Origin of the sequence: Yersinia sp. IP36721, from assembly GCF_003634395.1 — a bacterium.
Classification (GTDB): domain Bacteria; phylum Pseudomonadota; class Gammaproteobacteria; order Enterobacterales; family Enterobacteriaceae; genus Yersinia; species Yersinia entomophaga.
The window spans coordinates 1-18,363 of sequence record NZ_QCZL01000020.1 but is presented as its reverse complement, the minus strand read 5'-3'; the positions used below and the strand labels follow the sequence as shown (position 1 = coordinate 18,363).

Here is an 18,363-nt window from a genome sequence, read left to right as displayed (position 1 = left end):
TAACAAAAAGATTAACTGTGAAGCAGATCTCATCCTCAAGCCGGCCTATCCCCTACTCTTTAGCTATGATGTTGTTTAGTGGAGAGAATAATGAAATATCAAAATGTACTGGTTGCTGTTTCACTTTCGCCGGACAGCCAGCAATTAGTCGACAAGGCGGTTTCAATCGTTCGCCCACATAACGGTATTATTTCTTTGGTCACGCTGACTACCGAACCGGAAATGTATAATAACTTTGCAGCGCCAATGCTGGGCGATCTGCGCAACCTGTTACAGGAAGAAGCTCGCTTATTTATGGCTGAGTTACAGGCCAAAACCAATTATCCCATTGCTGAAATGGCCATTCTCCACGGCGAATTAGCGGATAGCCTGAATTACGTCAGTAATAAACGGCAAATAGACTTGGTTATTTGCGGCCATCATAGCGCCAGCATGATGAATAAAATTTATTGCTCAGCTACCCGATTAATCAATGCCAGCCGCGTTGATGTCCTGATCGTCCCGCTATAACGGCTGCGCCTTACTGAGGCATTTTGCGTAATACCCATTATTCTTTTTGCAGCACCTAACGAGGTTTGCGCTAGCCGCACCTCATTCAGATCTGTCAAACGAGCAAGGAACTCAACATGCCTCAAGATAAAATCCATAACCGTCGTATTGTGCTGGCCTCCAGACCCAAAGGCGCACCGACAGCGGATAATTTTCGTTTAGAGATCAGAGATATCCCTCAGCCAGCGGCAGGACAGATCTTGCTGAGAACCCGCTATTTATCTCTCGATCCTTATATGCGTGGTCGCATGAGCGATGCCCCATCATATGCCCCTCCAGTTGCCATTGACGACGTGATGGTTGGCGGCACGGTTTCCCGGGTTGAAGCCTCGCAACATCCTGATTTTAAAGTCGGTGATTGGGTATTGTCCGTTAACGGATGGCAGGATTACGCGGTTTCTGACGGCAGCAATGTGAAAAACCTTGGCCCATTACTGTCTCATCCTTCTCGCTCACTTGGTGTTTTGGGCATGCCTGGATTTACCGCCTATATGGGATTACTGGATATAGGTCAGCCAAAAGAAGGCGAAACACTGGTGGTGGCGGCTGCCAGCGGCGCGGTAGGTTCTGTTGTTGGACAAATTGGGAAAATTAAAGGCTGCCGTGTAGTTGGCATTGCCGGTGGCACAGAAAAATGTCGCTATGTGGTAGAAGAACTGGGATTTGACGTCTGCATTGATCATCAATCTACTGATTTTCCTCAGCAATTAGCTAAAGCCTGCTCTGACGGTATAGATATTTACTACGAAAACGTCGGCGGTGCCGTATTCGATGCGGTCTTACCTCTGCTAAACACCCAAGCACGTATTCCTGTTTGCGGCATTATTTCACAGTATAACGCCACCGCATTACCTGACGGCCCAGATCGCCTGCCGTTATTGCAAGGTCTGATTTTACGTAAACGCATCAGAATGCAGGGGTTCATCATTTTTGACGACTATGCTCATCACTACGGCGAATTCATCAAACAGATGAACGAATGGCTCGAACAGGGCAAGATCAAATTCCGCGAAGATTTAGTTGATGGATTGGAGAATGCCCCACAGGCCTTTATGGGTCTGCTACAAGGTAAGAACTTTGGTAAGTTGGTTATTCGCGTGAGCAACGAATAAACAATAAAACCGGGGTCAGAAGACCCCGGTGAATAATTGTACGACGCCGTTTAATCAGAATCTTTAATTTACAGCCACTCCCCAAAGCGACGGATATAGAATCGCTTCATCAATTGCGCAACCACGCAATAACTAATCAATGTACCCGCTAACCACGGGAAATATTGCCACGGCAGCGGCTGCAGACCGACCAGCGCGCCAAGAGGTGAGAACGGAATATAAATACCAATCGCCATAACCAATCCGGTCATCAATAAAACCGGCAACGCAGCAGTACTTTGGATAAACGGAATTTTTTGCGTGCGCAACATATGCACAACCAATGTTTGCGAGAGTAGCCCCTCAATAAACCAGCCAGACTGGAATAGCGCCTGATGCTCTACGCTATTAGCCGCGAAGACAAACCACATTAATGCGTAAGTAGTAATATCAAAAATAGACGAGGTTGGGCCAATCCATAGCATAAAGCGGCCAATGTTTTTCGCATCCCACTTACGCGGTTTGCGCAAAAATTCTTTATCCATTTTATCCCAAGGCAATGATAGCTGGGAAATATCGTACATCAGATTTTGCAGCAGTAAATGAATCGCCAACATCGGCAAAAAAGGAATAAAAGCACTGGCAACCAATACGGAAAACACATTGCCGAAGTTGGAACTGGCGGTCATGTTTAGGTATTTGATGATATTACCAAAGGTTTCTCGCCCTTTGATTACGCCCTCCTCCAGCACCATCAGATTTTTTTCCAGCAAAATGATATCCGCGGATTCTTTCGCTATATCGGTTGCGGTATCAACGGAAATTCCCACGTCTGCATCGCGCAACGCCGGAGCATCATTGATACCATCGCCGAGGAAACCGACCGTATGCCCGTTGGCCTGCAACATTTTCAATACGCGAGATTTTTGTAATGGTGTTAGTTTGGTGAATACCGTGCGCAACTCGACTTCACGCGCCAGCGTTTCATCATCCATCAATTCAATATCGCTGCCACCGAGTGGTTCTCCCGGTTCCAAACCAACATCGCGACAAATTTTGCTGGTGATAATCGGGTTATCGCCGGTTAAAACTTTTACCGCTACGCCATTTTCACGCAGTGCAGCAATGGCCGCCGCCGCACTTTCCTTTGGCGGATCGAGGAACGTCAACACCCCTTCGACAATCAGCTCTTTTTCATCGTGAATACTGAGTGGAACATTGCTGACCTGCGATCCCATATCCCGAGTTGCTAGCAGCAGAACCCGGAAACCGTCCTGATTATATTGGCTGGCTAGTGTCAGCAATGCCTGCCGACGCGCATCATTCATCGGCAAAATCTGATCGCCATCGCGAATATGGCTACAGATTTGGAGCATTTCTTCCACCGCACCTTTGCAGATCAACTGCTGCCGCTGATCCTTATCTTTCACCACAATCGACAAGCGGCGACGCACAAAATCGAAAGGTAATTCATCGACTTTATTGTAACTACGCAAAGGATCGATAACTGATTTACCGCGGCCAAAACTGATAACCGCCTGATCCATCAGATTCCGCATACCGCTTTGATGATAGCTATTGAGCCAGGCCAGTTGCAGGACCCGAGTATCGTTACAGCCTTTCGCATCTAAATGATGTTCCAGAATGATACGATCCTGAGTCAATGTGCCAGTTTTATCGGTGCACAACACATCCATCGCGCCGAAATTTTGTATAGCATTTAGTCGCTTAACAACCACTTTTCTTTTGGCCATGGCGATTGCGCCTTTTGCCAGGTTAGAGCTGACAATCATTGGCAACATTTCTGGCGTTAAGCCCACGGCAACCGCTAAGGCAAATAATGCCGCTTCCGTCCAATCACCTTTGGTAAAACCATTAATCAGTAAAACAATCGGAACCATAACCAGCATAAATCGGATCAATAACCAGCTAACACTGTTGACGCCACGGTCAAATGCGGTTTGAGAACGCGTTCCTACGATAGATTTCGCCAGCGAACCAAAATAGGTATGCCCTCCGGTAGCCACGACCACCGCGGTCGCCGTTCCACTCGCCACGTTGGTTCCCATCAAACAAACGTTAGATAATTCCAGCAGCTCACTTTCACTACAGGCCTCCGAGGAGGTTGATTTTTGGCTTACACAGCTTAATGCATCGTATTTTTCGATAGGAATTGCTTCACCAGTCAAAATTGCCTGACTGATAAACAGATCCCTTGAAGAAACCAATCTGAGATCAGCAGGAACCATATCTCCAGCAGACAAATAAATAATATCCCCCGGAACCAATTCTTTAATCGACACTTCCCTTTTAACCGGCTGCACGCTGTGTTTTTCACGACGCATTACCGTTGCGGTAGTTCTTACCATCGATTTCAAGGCTTCTGCCGCTTTATTGGTACGGTATTCTTGCCAGAATCGCAAAAATCCGCTCAGCAGTACCATAATCACAATAATAAATACGCCGGTAAGATCGGTTTCTTCCCCTTGTTTCATCGGCAGCCAGTAATCAGTGAAGAAACTGATCGCCGCCAGTACCATTAGGACAAAAATAAACGGATTATTAAAAGCAGCGACCAGCTGTATCAACGCATGTGGGGCTTTATCATGAGCAACTTCATTTGCGCCATATTGCTCAAGGCGTTCCTGGGCATCCTCTTCGGTTAAACCATTTAAATTGGCATTCAATTTGGATAAGGTTAAATCCAGACTATTTTTGGCCTCTTGTGCAACGACAAAAGGTTTGTTTTTTTCACGGCGATAATTTTCCGCTTGCCCTGTTTTCATTAATTTGGTCATAACGCATCTCTTTTTATTTCATACTCATCACGCAGGGTTTATCCTCCCAATTATTTTGAGAATAAACTGACGTCGAGATTTATTTATTGCGTTGCCAACCAGATTAATTTAAATCGAAATTAACAACGCTTGATTAATTTAACTCCGGGGTGCTCGTCCATAACGGCTCCTTACTACCACTTGGGTGAGAATAGTTTATTATTTATGATTAATAGTTTTGCCAGATAACAGTAAAATTTCATATGGGCAATTCTGATGCCACTCGCCAATGAACCGCGCTGACGCTTCTTTCCAGACTAACGCGACAAACAATGCCTTCTATTTCTTTTTGCGCCGCTGGCGTTGCCATTATTTCGGCACACACTTCTAATTGACCGGGACGAGAAATATCTGCGCTACATAAAGATTGCAAACGCAGTGCCATTCCATTCAATCCCTGCAATATTAATGTTCTCACCAATATTTCATCTTCAGTGCCGCAGGTTACCTGAATACGATAACGAACTTCCAGATCGAGAGCCTGTTGTTGGGGCTGTAGATTAATTCGATGAGCAGCTTCGCGCAGTAATATATTAGCGCTCAAAATAATCGCAGTCGCACACACCGCATGCCAGACAAGCCCAAGTCCGCAAAGAACGCCCACCGCAGCGGAACACCACAGAGTCGCCGCCGTGTTCAAACCGCGAATATTCATGCCGTCGCGCATAATAACACCGGCGCCCAAAAAACCGATCCCAGAAACAATTTGTGCGGCAATTCGCCCCGGACTATCCGGAGATGTTACGGCAGAGCTAAGAACAAATATCGCAGCGCCTGTAGCAACCAAAGCATAAGTGCGTAATCCCGCCATACGCTGACGCCATTGACGCTCAGCGCCAATTAATGCGCCCAAAGCCGTAGCGAGTAATATATTTAAGACGAACGGAGTCAATGACATGATTCTATCCACATTATTAATGGAAGAGTAATCATGTGCTATTTAGCACACAGGTAATTGTGCCGAGAGAATACTCAGCAATTAACTGATGTGAAAACCAGGAGGAAATAGAGAGTGACCGTTGAATACCATAATAAAATCCAAATAAACTCTTTCGATGATAAAACCATCGACTATTTATAATTCACTAGGGTATGCACAGTTCAGAATAAAACTTGAGGGTGCTGCCCGCCATGTTCGGCAAGCAACAAATCAGAAGGAGATGAGTCAGCTTGCCTTGCTTATTTGACTACAACTTTGGGTGTCCATTAATTCTCTCCACTGAAATTTCGCATAATTATAGGTTCGGGGAATAAATATGTAAAGCGAGGTTTTTTCAACAAATCATAAACGACAATAATTCATTAGGAAATATAATTAAAAACTTCGTTTACGTTGATAATTAAGTGTATTTCGCTTAAAAAAGGAAAATATTCTTATCATTGAATTTATTGCTCAAGGAAAAAATAATCTTCTGGCGTTCAATTAAGCCGGCTTATGAGTTTCCGTAATGCCACAGCGCACCTGATTTTTGCTCTCCCGCGCAGGGAACCAAAACATTTTTAGCTCCCCTATCACGAATTTACTCGTTTCAGTGACGGCTAACTCAGAAAGATTAACAAAAGCCCAAGCCCTGTATGAGACATTGCATCGCTTCGCGTATCTTATCCTTCGCAAAGATAATCGTGTTTATCCCTACCGCTCCCTGTAACTCAATCTGTATAAAGAATTCAATCTGTCGGGTTGTCGGGTTGTCAGGTTGTCAGGTTGTCAGGTTGTCAGGTTGTCAGGTTGTCAGGTTGTCAGCATTTTAGAGCTGATGTTCCCTTACTCAAGCATAAGTTCACAGCCACCAGCAGTTCTTTCATTCGTAGGAGCGCTATTGCATTAGCTATCGTACTTCGCTCGGGCCATTCAACCAGAGCGTGAGGAAGGCAAGGAAGATGAAAAACAGCAAGTTACCGCGATACTGTATTAAGCCAATCCAGTTTTTCTGATAAATCCCTTGGTAAATTTGCAGCTTTATCGGCCTTATAGGTTCCATTCTTTAGTTTTATGAACGTATTTAATCAGTTTTGCGATCTCTGTCGCATATATAACCCTAAGCATTTCGGGTCAATGGCCGATAGGTTTTAAAAGTACTCTATGCAGTTTATGTAGTTAATTACCAATGTGAATAAAGTTCTGTCCGGTTCCTACCTCTCCCTTCGATCGCCTTTAAGACGGAAATAATAATGAAAAGTGGAAGTACACAGCAATTAATAGATACAGCCACGCCTTCGCAGGCAAAAGTCATATTTATTAATAATATCCGCCTGGTTACTCTGTTTGTGGCAATTCTGGCTGGCATACTGGCACTGTTTGCCGTGGCCATTGGCACATCTAGCTACTTCTTAAAACAAAGTAATCAGTATCTTGAGCACGCTACTAAAGAGGTGGACATTCGTCTAGGTTTATCCAACAGCTCAGATTATCTCCGAGCGGCACGCTTAATTTTGATTCAGGCCGCTTCTGCCGCACGCATTGGCGACACGGAAAGTTATCAATCCGGTTTAAAAACGGCGGAGAATCGTCTGGCTGAATCGCAAAAGATGTTTGATCTTTACTTCAATCGCCCAGGTAAAGATAAAAATGAGTTAGCTCTGGATATACCGCTTAAGAAAGCTTACGAACAATATCGCAGCGAAGGGATGATGCCGATGTTGGATGCCTCACAACAGGGGCACTTTGAGGAAGTTATTTCTCTCGAAGCGGAAAAGCTTAAACAGTTAGATATGGCCTATAACGAACCTTTGCTCGCCAGCATTAATTATCTTGCCGAGCAAGCCAATCAGATAAATCAATCGGCTAAACAAGGGGCTCGGTTAGGTTATATCTTGATGGGCGGAGCCTTCATTTTCACCGTGGTTCTTACTTTGGTGACTTTTTTAGTCATTAGTAAAGTTATCATCAAGCCCATGAATGTGCTGGTCACCCGCATCCAACGGATTGCCGATGGCGACCTGACTCAACCGACTATTCCATTCGGCAAAAATGAAATTGGCCTACTCGGCAGCAACATTCAGCTGATGCAGGAATCATTATCCCGAACCGTTGAATCTGTCAGAAATAGCGCAGATTCTATCTATCAAGGGACCAGTGAAATAGCGTCTGGAAATACCGACCTATCAGCACGAACAGAGCAACAGGCCGCATCTTTGGAACAAACTGCCGCCAGCATGGAACAGCTAACCGCCACGGTAAAACAAAACTCTGAAAACGCTCATCATGCCAGCCAACTGGCAGCCAATGCCTCCAGCAAAGCTCGTGAAGGCGGTGATATTGTCAGCGATGTCGTGAGCACGATGGATAAAATATCCCTTAGCTCAATGAAAATCGCAGATATTACCAATGTTATCAATAGCATAGCATTCCAGACCAATATTCTGGCGCTAAACGCGGCTGTCGAAGCCGCCCGAGCAGGAGAGCAGGGACGTGGATTTGCGGTTGTCGCTAGTGAAGTTCGTCACTTGGCTCAACGTAGTGCGGACGCGGCCAAAGAAATAGAATGTCTGATTGAAGCTTCCGTTGATCTGGTCGGCGACGGTTCGATTTTGGTTTCTGACGCAGGCAAAGCGATGAAAGAGATTGTAACTGCGGTCACTCATGTTACGGATATTATGGGTGAAATTGCCTCTGCATCCGATGAACAAAGTCGGGGCATTAGTCAGGTAGCTCAGGCAGTTTCTGAAATGGATAATGTCACGCAGCAAAATGCCTCTTTAGTGCAGGAAGCGTCAGCGGCGGCGGCATCACTAGAGCAGCAGGCATCAATGCTGACTCACGCAGTGGCTGTTTTCCAATTAAATAGCAAAGGTAAAAACACGGGTGGACAACCCGCAAGTAACGCCAAGACAAGCAATAATTTTAATGCTAAAAAACCAGAACTGGATACGGAAAACTGGGAAACATTTTAAGCGAGTTACTCATGCCGATTAACTCTCTATATATCGGATATTCAATGTGTTAGCCGGTAGCAGGCTAACATTGATGTAAAAAAACCGGAGACAGGGAATCCCCTACTCCGGTTTCTTGTATATAGGCTTAATCAATTCAACGCGGTTCCACGAAAGTCCCGTCTTTGCTATCAATTTCGTTGAAGAACCAAACTCCCTCAGGATAATCCTTCAGTGAAACCAGATACATTACGCCCTCACTGAATTCCTCAACCTCAAGAACCACGCCTTCCCGTCTCGGGCCGCCGTCGGTTTTAACTGTCACTAGATCGTTAACTTTCATAGTCTTATCCTATCCTTAATCAATGCAACTAGTGTAGTACATAATACAGTGAGAATGATAAGGTTTACGCGTACCAGAGTGGTATGCAACGGTAATTACCGATAGGTAGTATTTTAAATAAGGAAGCGCTGATAGGTAGCTTTCGAGGATAGATTGTCTGGAGGAAGAACGGGATGTTGCAAACGGAACGTAAAACTTGAGTCATGGCCTATTACAGATAACAAAAAACCCGCCTGAGCGGGTTTTTTCAATTAATCAGCGAGAGGCCGATTAGATTGCAGTTACGTTTGCTGCAGACGGACCTTTAGCACCGTTCTCGATAGAGAACTGTACGTTCTGGCCTTCAGCCAGGGTCTTGAAGCCTTGATCTTGGATTGCAGAGAAGTGTACGAACACGTCTTTGCTGCCGTCAGCTGGAGTGATGAAACCGAAGCCTTTAGACTCGTTGAACCACTTTACTTGACCTTTCATCATGTTAGACATGTTTATTTCCTTAATTAAAAAATTTTTGCCACCATGGGCGTGTTATAGCCGGTTATCAGTCGTTACTTATGGAGGCACTATGAAGGAAATTCGTCAGTGAAGAGCTATCAACGATAACGCTTTAAATATGAACTACTTTACTCAAGATGTCGTGCATAAATAGGTCTGTACCACAGGCCGAGACGCATTAACTCATGACGGGCTTTTAATAGCAACTCTTTTTATTACAGGAACCGAATATTGTGATTCACATGCCTAAAATTAAGGCAAAGAAGCCATTTTTTATTCACTTCCCCCGGCCACAACCTGCCGCCAGAACCATTTCATTAAATACCACTACGCCTGATTATCCGGCATTGGCGCAGATGCTTGATGCTGATGCTTGACGCTTTTCACCCTAACCCATGCTTTTAGCTATCAACGCCATCAGTTAAACCAGCTTATCTATAAAATTGCATTAACTCTGCAGGTTTTAGCCCTACGCCCTTTTCCTTTTTATTGCCTATTGATTATTGAATAAAGATTATTGATTATTGCTCCTGGCTACTTGATTCTGGCTTCTGGCTTCTGGCTTCTGGCAGGCGATTTTAACCTTTTACTGCTGCGTTCAAAAATTTATGCCACAATTTTGCTATTATGTTCAGTAAGTTCTGTTGCTGAGAAGCTGTTTATGAAAACCAAATCCGTAACGCTCGATGATGTCGCACATTACGCGGGTGTATCCTATCAGACTGTTTCTCGCGTATTAAATCAGGCTCCGAATGTCTCAGACAAAACCAGAGCTAAAATAGAACAGGCAATGGCAGCACTGCACTATGTACCCAATCGCGTTGCCCAACAGCTGGCTGGTAAGAACAGCTGTACACTTGGGTTAGTCACAACCGATTTATCTTTACATGCGCCATCGCAGATTGCCTCTGCAATAAAGATAAAAGCCCGCCAATTAGGTTTTAGCGTCGTCATCGCCATGATTGATCATTTTGACGAGCAGGCCTGCCAGCGCGCTGTGAATGAACTCCTGGCTCAGCGAGTTGAGGGGATATTAATCAATGCGCCACTAACTCAGCAGCAAAGCGCCGAAATAACCCATCAATGCACCAATGTTCCCGTCATATTTCTGGACGTTGATCCGCAATCAACCGCTCATAGCGTGGTTTTTGACCCGTTTCATGGCGCCAGGCAAGGTGCCGAACATTTATTGGCGTTAGGGCATCAGAAAATAGTTCTGATCGCAGGCTCTAAAGACACAATTTCCTCCCAACTGCGCTATCAAGGCTGGTTAACCACATTAGCCTTGAGCGGCCTAAAGCCTCAGAAAGTGTTCTATGGAGACTGGAGCGCACACAGTGGCTATCTTTGCGCAAAATCCCTTTTACAAAGCGGCACCTCTTTTACCGCTATTCTGGTTGCCAGTGACCAGATGGCTTTGGGGGTTTTACGCGCCCTCCAGGAACAAGGTCTCAGCATTCCAAAAGATGTTTCCATAGTTGGATACGACGACACCGACGATAGTGCCTATTTTCACCCCCCTTTAACGACCGTCAGACAAGATTTTCGTCAGCTAGGCGAGAAAAGCCTGCAACAATTGGTCGCGTTACTGCGAACTAGCCATGGCATCCAGCTAAACTCTCTGCTTTTAAGCCCTGAACTTGTGCTTCGTCAAACAACAGCCCCAGTAAATAACGTTCCAATCATGTCACAAACTACACCACAAGAGCTTGCGGAACACAAATAGCGAATCGTCTGGGTACCTTGTAGTTCGAAATAAAATTACGTGTTATTGGCACACATATCATCAGCCATAAATAAATTTTACGAACCTTCTCGGAAAAAATTTTACGATTTTTTGCATAACCAAAAATAAATGCGATCTCACTCGCTTATTCATTTTTTACCCGTTTACAAGCGATTCCTTCCCCTTCAAGGTAAGCAAAACAAGAAATGTGAGCGCATAACATTTGTGTGGCTATATTTATGCGATTCAGTGTCGCCTATCGACTAAATGCAAGCCCCGATAATCAAACGGAAAAAGAAGGCTGAAAATGAATGCAGAGATAAGGCAAGGTAATCGAGAGAAATCACTGGCAAATATACTGTCTCGACGTGACTGGGAAAACCCAGGTATCACTCAATATAATCGACTGGATGCACATTCTCCCTTTCGCAGCTGGCGTGATGTTACTCAGGCTCGTGATGATACCGATTCGGCAAGTCTGCATTCTCTAAATGGATATTGGCATTTCAGTTATTTTGACCGCCCTGAGGCCGTTCCCGAGGATTGGATTACTCAGGACTTACCTAAATCAACTCTTTTACCTGTACCTTCAAATTGGCAGTTATTTGGTTTTGATACACCTATTTATACTAACGTCCAATATCCGATACCTGTTAATCCACCCTATGTACCTGACTTAAATCCCACGGGGTGTTATTCAACTGAATTCATGCTCAATCCCGACTGGCCAGCATCCGGTCAAACCCGCATCATTTTCGACGGTGTAAACTCGGCTTTTCACCTGTGGTGTAACGGCAACTGGGTTGGATATTCGCAAGACAGCCGCCTGCCTGCTGAATTCGATATTAGTCCCTATCTTCAAACCGGAAGTAACCGCATTGCCGTGTTGGTCTTGCGCTGGAGTGATGGCAGCTATCTTGAAGATCAGGACATGTGGCGTATGAGCGGGATTTTCCGCGACGTGACGTTGCTGCATAAACCAGATATCCATCTGTCTAATATCCAGATTAAGACACTACTGGCACCTGGTTTTCGCTCCGCGGAGCTCTCCGTTATGGCGGCGATCAATTTGCCTCTATTGCAACCTCATATTGCCGACAATTATTTGATAAAGGCTCAGCTTTGGCTAAATGATGTTCTGATTGGGCAGCAAGAACAGGACATGGGGAGCAAAACAATTGATGAACGAGGTAACTATCCGGAACGTGTCGAATTGGTACTACCGGTAGAATCGCCCCACTTATGGAGCGCAGAACAACCTACACTTTATCGCGTTGTTGTTGCTCTCAAGTCTTTGGATCAAGAAATCATTGAGGCGGAAGCTTATGACATAGGTTTTAGGAAAATCGAAATTGATAAAGGGCTACTCAAACTAAACGGCAAACCCTTGCTTATCCGGGGAGTCAATCGTCATGAGCATCATCCGCTGACAGGCCAGACCATAGATGAAGCTACTATGCGTCAGGATATTCAGTTAATGAAACGGCATAATTTCAATGCCGTTCGCTGCTCTCATTACCCAAATCACCCGCTGTGGTATCGTTTATGCGACCAACTGGGCCTTTATGTGGTCGATGAGGCTAATATTGAAACTCACGGGATGCAACCGATGAGCCGACTGTCTGACGATCCACGTTGGCTCAATGCATTCAGTGAACGCGTCACTCGGATGGTACAACGAGACCGTAATCATACCTGCATTATCATCTGGTCCCTTGGTAATGAGTCAGGCCATGGCGCAACTCACGATGCGCTATATCGCTGGATCAAAACTAACGATCCAACCCGTCCTGTTCAATATGAAGGTGGCGGAGCCAATACTGCCGCTACCGATATTCTCTGTCCGATGTATGCCAGAGTGGATCAAGACCAACCTTTTGATGCCGTGCCTAAGTGGTCGATAAAAAAATGGATTGGTCTACCCGAAGAGCCCCGGCCATTAATTCTTTGTGAATATGCGCACGCGATGGGGAATAGTTTTGGTGGTTTTGATCGTTACTGGCAGGCCTTCCGGCAGCATCCACGCTTACAAGGGGGGTTCGTTTGGGATTGGGTTGATCAAAGTCTGACTCGCCATGATGAAAACGGGCAAGCCTACTGGGCCTACGGTGGCGATTTTGGTGATACTCCTAACGACCGCCAATTTTGTATGAACGGATTGGTTTTCCCTGATAGAACTCCCCATCCTAGCCTTTATGAAGCACAGCGAGCGCAGCAGTTCTTTCAATTTACGCTTGTCAGCACCACCCCACTCATAGTGGAAGTAACCAGTGAATTTCTATTCCGTCATACTGACAATGAACATTTTTACTGGCGACTAGAACTGGATGGAGAAATAATTCAGCATGGAAATATACCTATTGTTATCGCCCCAGAGCTAAGCCAAAAGCTAGAGTTAGGATCATTACCAGCTCCCCTAAAGTTACAAGGTGAATTGTGGCTACACGTTGAGATTAAACAACCAACCGCTACCCAGTGGTCTGAAGAAGACCACAAGTCAGCGTGGCACCAATGGAAATTACCTACCATTCTGCCTTCATTAACCCACGCATCGAACACCGCATCGAAGCAAAATATCTCCGTGATTGGACATCCTCAACTTACATCTAATGAGCAATATTGGATTGTTGAAAATAATCGTCAGCGTTGGTTATTCGATCGACAAAGTGGTTTATTAGAACAGTGGTTAATTAATGAAAAACCGCTTTTACTTACTCCGCTTCAGGATCAGTTTATTCGCGCTCCATTAGATAATGATATTGGTATCAGCGAAACGACGCGGATTGATCCAAATGCCTGGGTTGAGCGCTGGAAACAGGCCGGAATGTATCAACTTGATCGCCGTTGTATCTCAATACATGCCAGCACAATGTCTAATGGCGTATTGATAACCGCAGATTATGAGTATAACGCTCCTCAAGGAGGTTTATTAAAAAGCCGTTGGGTCTATCATTTCAATGAACAAAATCAGATGAAAATTGAAGTCAATGTTACGCGGGCCTCAGGCTCACCATCTCCAGCCCGGATAGGCATGTGCTGCCAACTGAATCTTATCGAATCGCAAGTAAGTTGGCTTGGGCTGGGTCCACATGAAAATTATCCAGATCGCCAACTATCTGCGACTTTCAGCCAATGGACTTTGCCTCTTGAATCGCTACACACTCCCTATACGTTCCCTAGTGAGAATGGCCTGCGTTGTAACACCCGCAGTTTAAGCTATGGCAATTTACAACTAACAGGTAACTTCCATTTCGGGATTAGTCGCTACGGCTTGCAACAATTGATGGAAACATCACATCAACATCTGCTGAAACATGAAAAAGGGACTTGGTTAAACATCGATGGTTACCACATGGGCGTTGGTGGGGACGATTCTTGGAGTCCCAGTGTCAATGATGATTTCCTACTGAATGCAGAAAACTATCATTACCAAGTCTGCTGGCAGTTCAAATAATTAAGTAAGCTAAGCCGGCTTTTTTATGGAGCAAGGTTTAGGATTTATACCTATATAACGGCCTATGGGTTTACCCATACAATTAAAATGATCCAGTGTATCTCTTAGTCCTGTAGTTATTCATTTTTAGCACTTTTATGCGCCCACCCTATTGGGCGCCTTTTTTATTTATTACTTTCTGTCGTACCTTACTTTTCACATCTGACTCGCACTCTACGAATGGATTATTCTCACAATGAGGATAATATGGTCAGCACTCAGAGGGGTTTATTAAACTATTAACCTTTTCTGTAAATCAGAAGCCATTGGCTACTCAATGAGTTCGCCATAACTAAAGAGGAATGATATGTCTTCAATAACCTCCGATAGTCGCATGGTTGCGATAGAAATAACCCAATTTGGCCCACCTTCCGTCTTGATGGCAGGGAAACGCCCTATCCCTACACCAGATGAAGGGCAAATTTTAGTCAAAGTTGCGGCTGCCGGCGTTAACCGGCCCGATGTTCTGCAACGTCGCGGCCTGTATGCCCCACCACCGGGCGCATCAGACATTCCGGGTTTAGAAATTTCAGGCGAAGTTGTGGCCTTAGGACAGAAAACATCCCGATTCAAGATGGGCGACAAAGTTTGCGGCCTGATCGCAGGCGGCGGTTATGCTGAATATTGTGTGATACACGAAACAAACGCCCTCCCGGTTCCGGAAGGATTATCAATGATCGAGGCGGCGGCGTTACCCGAAACCTTTTTCACCGTCTGGGCTAATTTATTTCAGCGCGGCGGCTTAAAAGCAGGAGAAACCGTGCTGATACACGGTGGTTCCTCAGGCATTGGTACAACCTCAACCATGCTAAGCAAAGCTTTTGGCGCAGCCAAAATAATTGTCACCGTCGGATCGGAAGATAAGCGAGAAGCTTGCCTGGCAATGGGCGCCGATGTAGCGATTAACTACCGTACTCAGGATTTTGTGGCTGAAACAAAATTAGCCACTGAAGGCAACGGTGCCGACGTCATTGTCGATCTCATCGCTGGTGACTATGTAGCACGCAATTATGAAGCCGCTGCGATGAATGGCAGAATTGTACAAATAGGTACGCAAAATGGTCCTGCTAAAGATCTGAACTTGATGCCGATGCTATTAAAACGCCTGACACATACCGGCTCGACGCTACGTTCACGAACCGTGGCAGAAAAAGCAATCATTGCAGAAGAGTTACAACTAAAAATTTGGCCATTGATAGAGAAAGGGAAGCTAAAACCACAGGTTTTTGCGACCTTCCCTATCAAGGAGGCCACCGCCGCACATGAGTTAATGGAAGCGAGCACTCATATTGGTAAAATTGTACTCACGTTCTAACCTCAAATAGTCACCCCGTGCTTGATAAAACAAGTAGAGCGTTCAATCTCATCAGGTTCTACGCTCTACTAAATTTTAGCTCAGTAAAGCAGGGAATTACGTCGTCACCAGCAGGTGATAACAGTGTTCAAAAACTCACGATACGCAGAAACTGCCTATAACAGTTAGGTCAGGTAATTCATCGAACTGATATACTTGAGGACGCATTTCTCGTGCTAATCTATAGCAATAGATAATAATTTTATCCGACTCATCTGCAATTACAAGGTCATCGCAATGGATATAATAAAAGAAATACTCATTGAAGACATTGAGAAAATCAATAAAAAAGAAAACCGGAATGGTCGTCTTGACTTTAATATTGAGTTCATTCATAAACATCCGTATTTGTGTTTGGCAATGCTGATTTCATATTTCTTTGTTTTAATTCTGATGCTTTTAACACCTTATTTTGGTACTTATTACGTTATTGGTTTTACTGCATTTTTTGTCATCATGTCAGCAATTTTATTGATGGAAATAAAGCCGATATTTAAATTTGAAGACATTGGTGTACTCGACCTCCGCGTTTGCTATAACGGCGAATGGTTTTTCAGCCGCGCTCTGTCTCCAGAAGCAGTGGCTAAATTGCTTGAAAATAAAAATATCAATGATGACTTTAAAAATAAAATTAAACGCATCATAGAAAATAAAGGCGAAATCGATTTCTACGATGTTTACGATCTGGCCTACTCAAAAAAGCAAGTCTCCTCGATTACTGACTCGAGAATCGTGCCTGTCTAATCAGATGATATGTACCTGATAAAAAAAGCCTTGATGATCAGATTATCAGGGCTTTTTTATGTCCATATTTATTAGAACCAATCACAGTTCAGTTAACATATTAATATTTCACTACATTAATTCAATTTTTCTACGTTTCTTAGCCAAAGGAATACGATACGTCGTCTATCGCCATCCTCTCTAAAACAACCTTATCTAGCACAATGATGCTCAGCTCATTGAGCATCATTGTCCTCAGAAAATTCAGAACCAAAATCACCTAATGGGACACTCTGCATAAGTGCCACTCCATTACTTGCTCTGCCACTAACCGGAATGTTCTGTTTGCTCGCAATTCGCCACAAAAGTGCAATTAATTGTTTAAAAAAAGTTATATTATTTATCACTGACTAAAATAATCTAGGCCGGATATCTGATGAATTCTAACTCTATCGCCCCAGATCCGATGATTCTCACTCTCCCTCACCAACATTGGGGCAAGAATGAGCATGTCATTCCCGATGCAATTGAAGCCTTAGAACAGGGAAAAGTTCTTTTTTTACCGAATCTGGCTTTCCCGTTAAGCTCACAAGAGAAGCAATTACTGAACCCAGCGCTGGTCGATATAAAACGCAAAAACATCAGTTTCAAACCTCTGGAAGGTGAACTTACTGGTGTGACGGATGAAAGTAAAATCGAGCTAACGCGCCAGCTGCTTGAGCGCTATTATCAACACTGCGTTAGTCTATTAGGACAATTATTACCTGAATATACCCATGCCCTACGCAGCCCAACTAACAGCCTAAGGCTGCATCCAGTCGCCGCATGGCGGGACAAAACGTCCTGGCGCAAAGATGATAGCCGTTTACACGTTGATGCTTTCCCCTCGAGGCCTAATTACGGTGAGCGGATTATTCGTATTTTCACCAATATTAATCCCCACGGTGAAAATCGCTCTTGGCGAGTAGGTGAAGATTTTCAGCAATTAGCGAGCCGTTATCTGCCAAAACTCGATCGCTACTCACCTATTAGCAGTTGGTTACAGCATAAAGTTGGTATCACCAAACTCCGACGCAGCCATTACGATCATTTAATGTTGCAGCTACACGATAAAATGAAATCTGACGCAGATTATCAGCAAAATGGCCAACAAGTTGCGATCGAATTTCCGCCTGGTAGCAGTTGGATTTGTTTTTCAGATCAAACACCACATGCCGCAATGGGAGGCCAATATATGCTGGAACAGACCTTCCTATTACCGGTAAAGGGTATGAAACACCCAGAGCAGTCCCCGTTGAAAATTCTTGAAGCGCTCACTGGCCAACGATTGATCTAGCTATTTCGCTTATCCAATCCCTTCAGCTCGATTAACTGGAATGGCGCTGGTTTTTTCGAATAGAAGTCTTTGCCGCCCTCAGTCTTGATAGACGAGGGCGTTTCTTTATAAAAATTCCCACGTCGCTGTTTGCTCTATTCTCTTTGAGATTAGCCCTGCGAATTCTAACGTGCTTAAACAGGCTGTGATAAATTAATTCAGTGGAATGATTTTTACGAAGAATACCGTAGCAATGAAAGTTGTCACTAACCTGAAAAATAGCACAAAAAAACGGCTCCTAGTCATAGGAGCCGTCATAGTACCGTAGTTTAAGGATCGATCTAAGGATCTCCAAACTTGGTATCTCGCGCAAAGCGTTCTTTATTTGGGCAATTCATATCAGAGCAAAAACCGGGGATTTCTAACCTGATAATTAGCCGTTATTGCCTGTCTTTACAGGGCAACAACATTGGCCGCCGAAGGCCCTTTTGCGCCGTTCTCAATCGAGAACTCTACGCGCTGACCTTCATCCAGCGTTTTAAAATCGTTGCTCTGGATAGCAGAGAA

14 protein-coding genes are annotated in these 18,363 nt (G+C 44.6%); 9 read left to right on the top strand and 5 right to left on the bottom strand.

Annotation, left to right across the window (positions count from 1 at the left end):
- The first annotated feature begins 90 nt into the window (after window positions 1-90).
- On the top strand, window positions 91-510 hold the full coding sequence (gene uspC, locus DBA33_RS15115) for a universal stress protein UspC (protein ID WP_064517600.1): 420 nt from the start codon (window positions 91-93) through the stop codon (window positions 508-510).
- A 116-nt stretch (window positions 511-626) separates the two neighbouring features.
- Window positions 627-1,661, top strand: coding sequence for an NADP-dependent oxidoreductase (locus DBA33_RS15110; protein WP_120806730.1), 1,035 nt, complete (start codon window positions 627-629; stop codon window positions 1,659-1,661).
- A gap of 68 nt (window positions 1,662-1,729) precedes the next feature.
- On the opposite strand, the gene mgtA is transcribed toward DBA33_RS15110, so the two are convergent.
- Window positions 1,730-4,438, bottom strand: coding sequence for a magnesium-translocating P-type ATPase (mgtA, locus tag DBA33_RS15105; protein ID WP_120806729.1), 2,709 nt, complete (start codon window positions 4,436-4,438; stop codon window positions 1,730-1,732).
- A gap of 238 nt (window positions 4,439-4,676) precedes the next feature.
- Window positions 4,677-5,375 carry an MgtC family protein gene (locus DBA33_RS15100; protein ID WP_064517595.1) on the bottom strand — a complete coding sequence of 233 codons (699 nt, stop codon included), beginning with the start codon at window positions 5,373-5,375 and terminating at the stop codon, window positions 4,677-4,679.
- A 1,274-nt stretch (window positions 5,376-6,649) separates the two neighbouring features.
- On the opposite strand from DBA33_RS15100, the gene DBA33_RS15095 reads away from it, so the two are divergent.
- Window positions 6,650-8,371 carry a methyl-accepting chemotaxis protein gene (locus tag DBA33_RS15095; RefSeq protein ID WP_064517593.1) on the top strand — a complete coding sequence of 574 codons (1,722 nt, stop codon included), beginning with the start codon at window positions 6,650-6,652 and terminating at the stop codon, window positions 8,369-8,371.
- A gap of 136 nt (window positions 8,372-8,507) precedes the next feature.
- Here the strand turns inward: DBA33_RS15095 and dsrB are convergent, their stop codons facing one another.
- Together dsrB and cspE are read right to left on the bottom strand one after the other, a co-directional pair.
- Window positions 8,508-8,693, bottom strand: coding sequence for a protein DsrB (gene dsrB / locus DBA33_RS15090; RefSeq protein WP_064517591.1), 186 nt, complete (start codon window positions 8,691-8,693; stop codon window positions 8,508-8,510).
- Between the two features lie 270 nt (window positions 8,694-8,963).
- Entirely contained in the window at window positions 8,964-9,176 is a 213-nt protein-coding gene (gene cspE / locus DBA33_RS15085; protein ID WP_002210893.1) for a transcription antiterminator/RNA stability regulator CspE, read from the bottom strand.
- Between the two features lie 251 nt (window positions 9,177-9,427).
- Here cspE and DBA33_RS21170 point away from each other — a divergent pair, with 251 nt between their 5' ends.
- The 6 genes from DBA33_RS21170 (at window position 9,428) to DBA33_RS15060 (ending at window position 17,817) form a co-directional block, all read left to right on the top strand.
- On the top strand, window positions 9,428-9,562 hold the full coding sequence (locus DBA33_RS21170) for a hypothetical protein (RefSeq protein ID WP_276148124.1): 135 nt from the start codon (window positions 9,428-9,430) through the stop codon (window positions 9,560-9,562).
- A 284-nt stretch (window positions 9,563-9,846) separates the two neighbouring features.
- Complete coding sequence (locus tag DBA33_RS15080; protein ID WP_064517589.1) at window positions 9,847-10,911, top strand: LacI family DNA-binding transcriptional regulator; 1,065 nt, start codon at window positions 9,847-9,849, stop codon at window positions 10,909-10,911.
- A 307-nt stretch (window positions 10,912-11,218) separates the two neighbouring features.
- On the top strand, window positions 11,219-14,365 hold the full coding sequence (locus tag DBA33_RS15075; RefSeq protein WP_064517588.1) for a beta-galactosidase: 3,147 nt from the start codon (window positions 11,219-11,221) through the stop codon (window positions 14,363-14,365).
- A 346-nt stretch (window positions 14,366-14,711) separates the two neighbouring features.
- Window positions 14,712-15,719, top strand: coding sequence for an NAD(P)H-quinone oxidoreductase (locus DBA33_RS15070; protein WP_064517586.1), 1,008 nt, complete (start codon window positions 14,712-14,714; stop codon window positions 15,717-15,719).
- A gap of 276 nt (window positions 15,720-15,995) precedes the next feature.
- A complete protein-coding gene (locus tag DBA33_RS15065; protein ID WP_064517584.1) occupies window positions 15,996-16,502 on the top strand; it encodes a YlaC family protein in 507 nt (168 codons plus the stop codon).
- 415 nt (window positions 16,503-16,917) lie between these two features.
- On the top strand, window positions 16,918-17,817 hold the full coding sequence (locus DBA33_RS15060; RefSeq protein ID WP_064517582.1) for a Kdo hydroxylase family protein: 900 nt from the start codon (window positions 16,918-16,920) through the stop codon (window positions 17,815-17,817).
- 432 nt (window positions 17,818-18,249) lie between these two features.
- Here the strand turns inward: DBA33_RS15060 and DBA33_RS15055 are convergent.
- Window positions 18,250-18,363: cold shock domain-containing protein (locus DBA33_RS15055; protein ID WP_162975216.1), on the bottom strand; the 114-nt coding region annotated here is incomplete at its 5' end.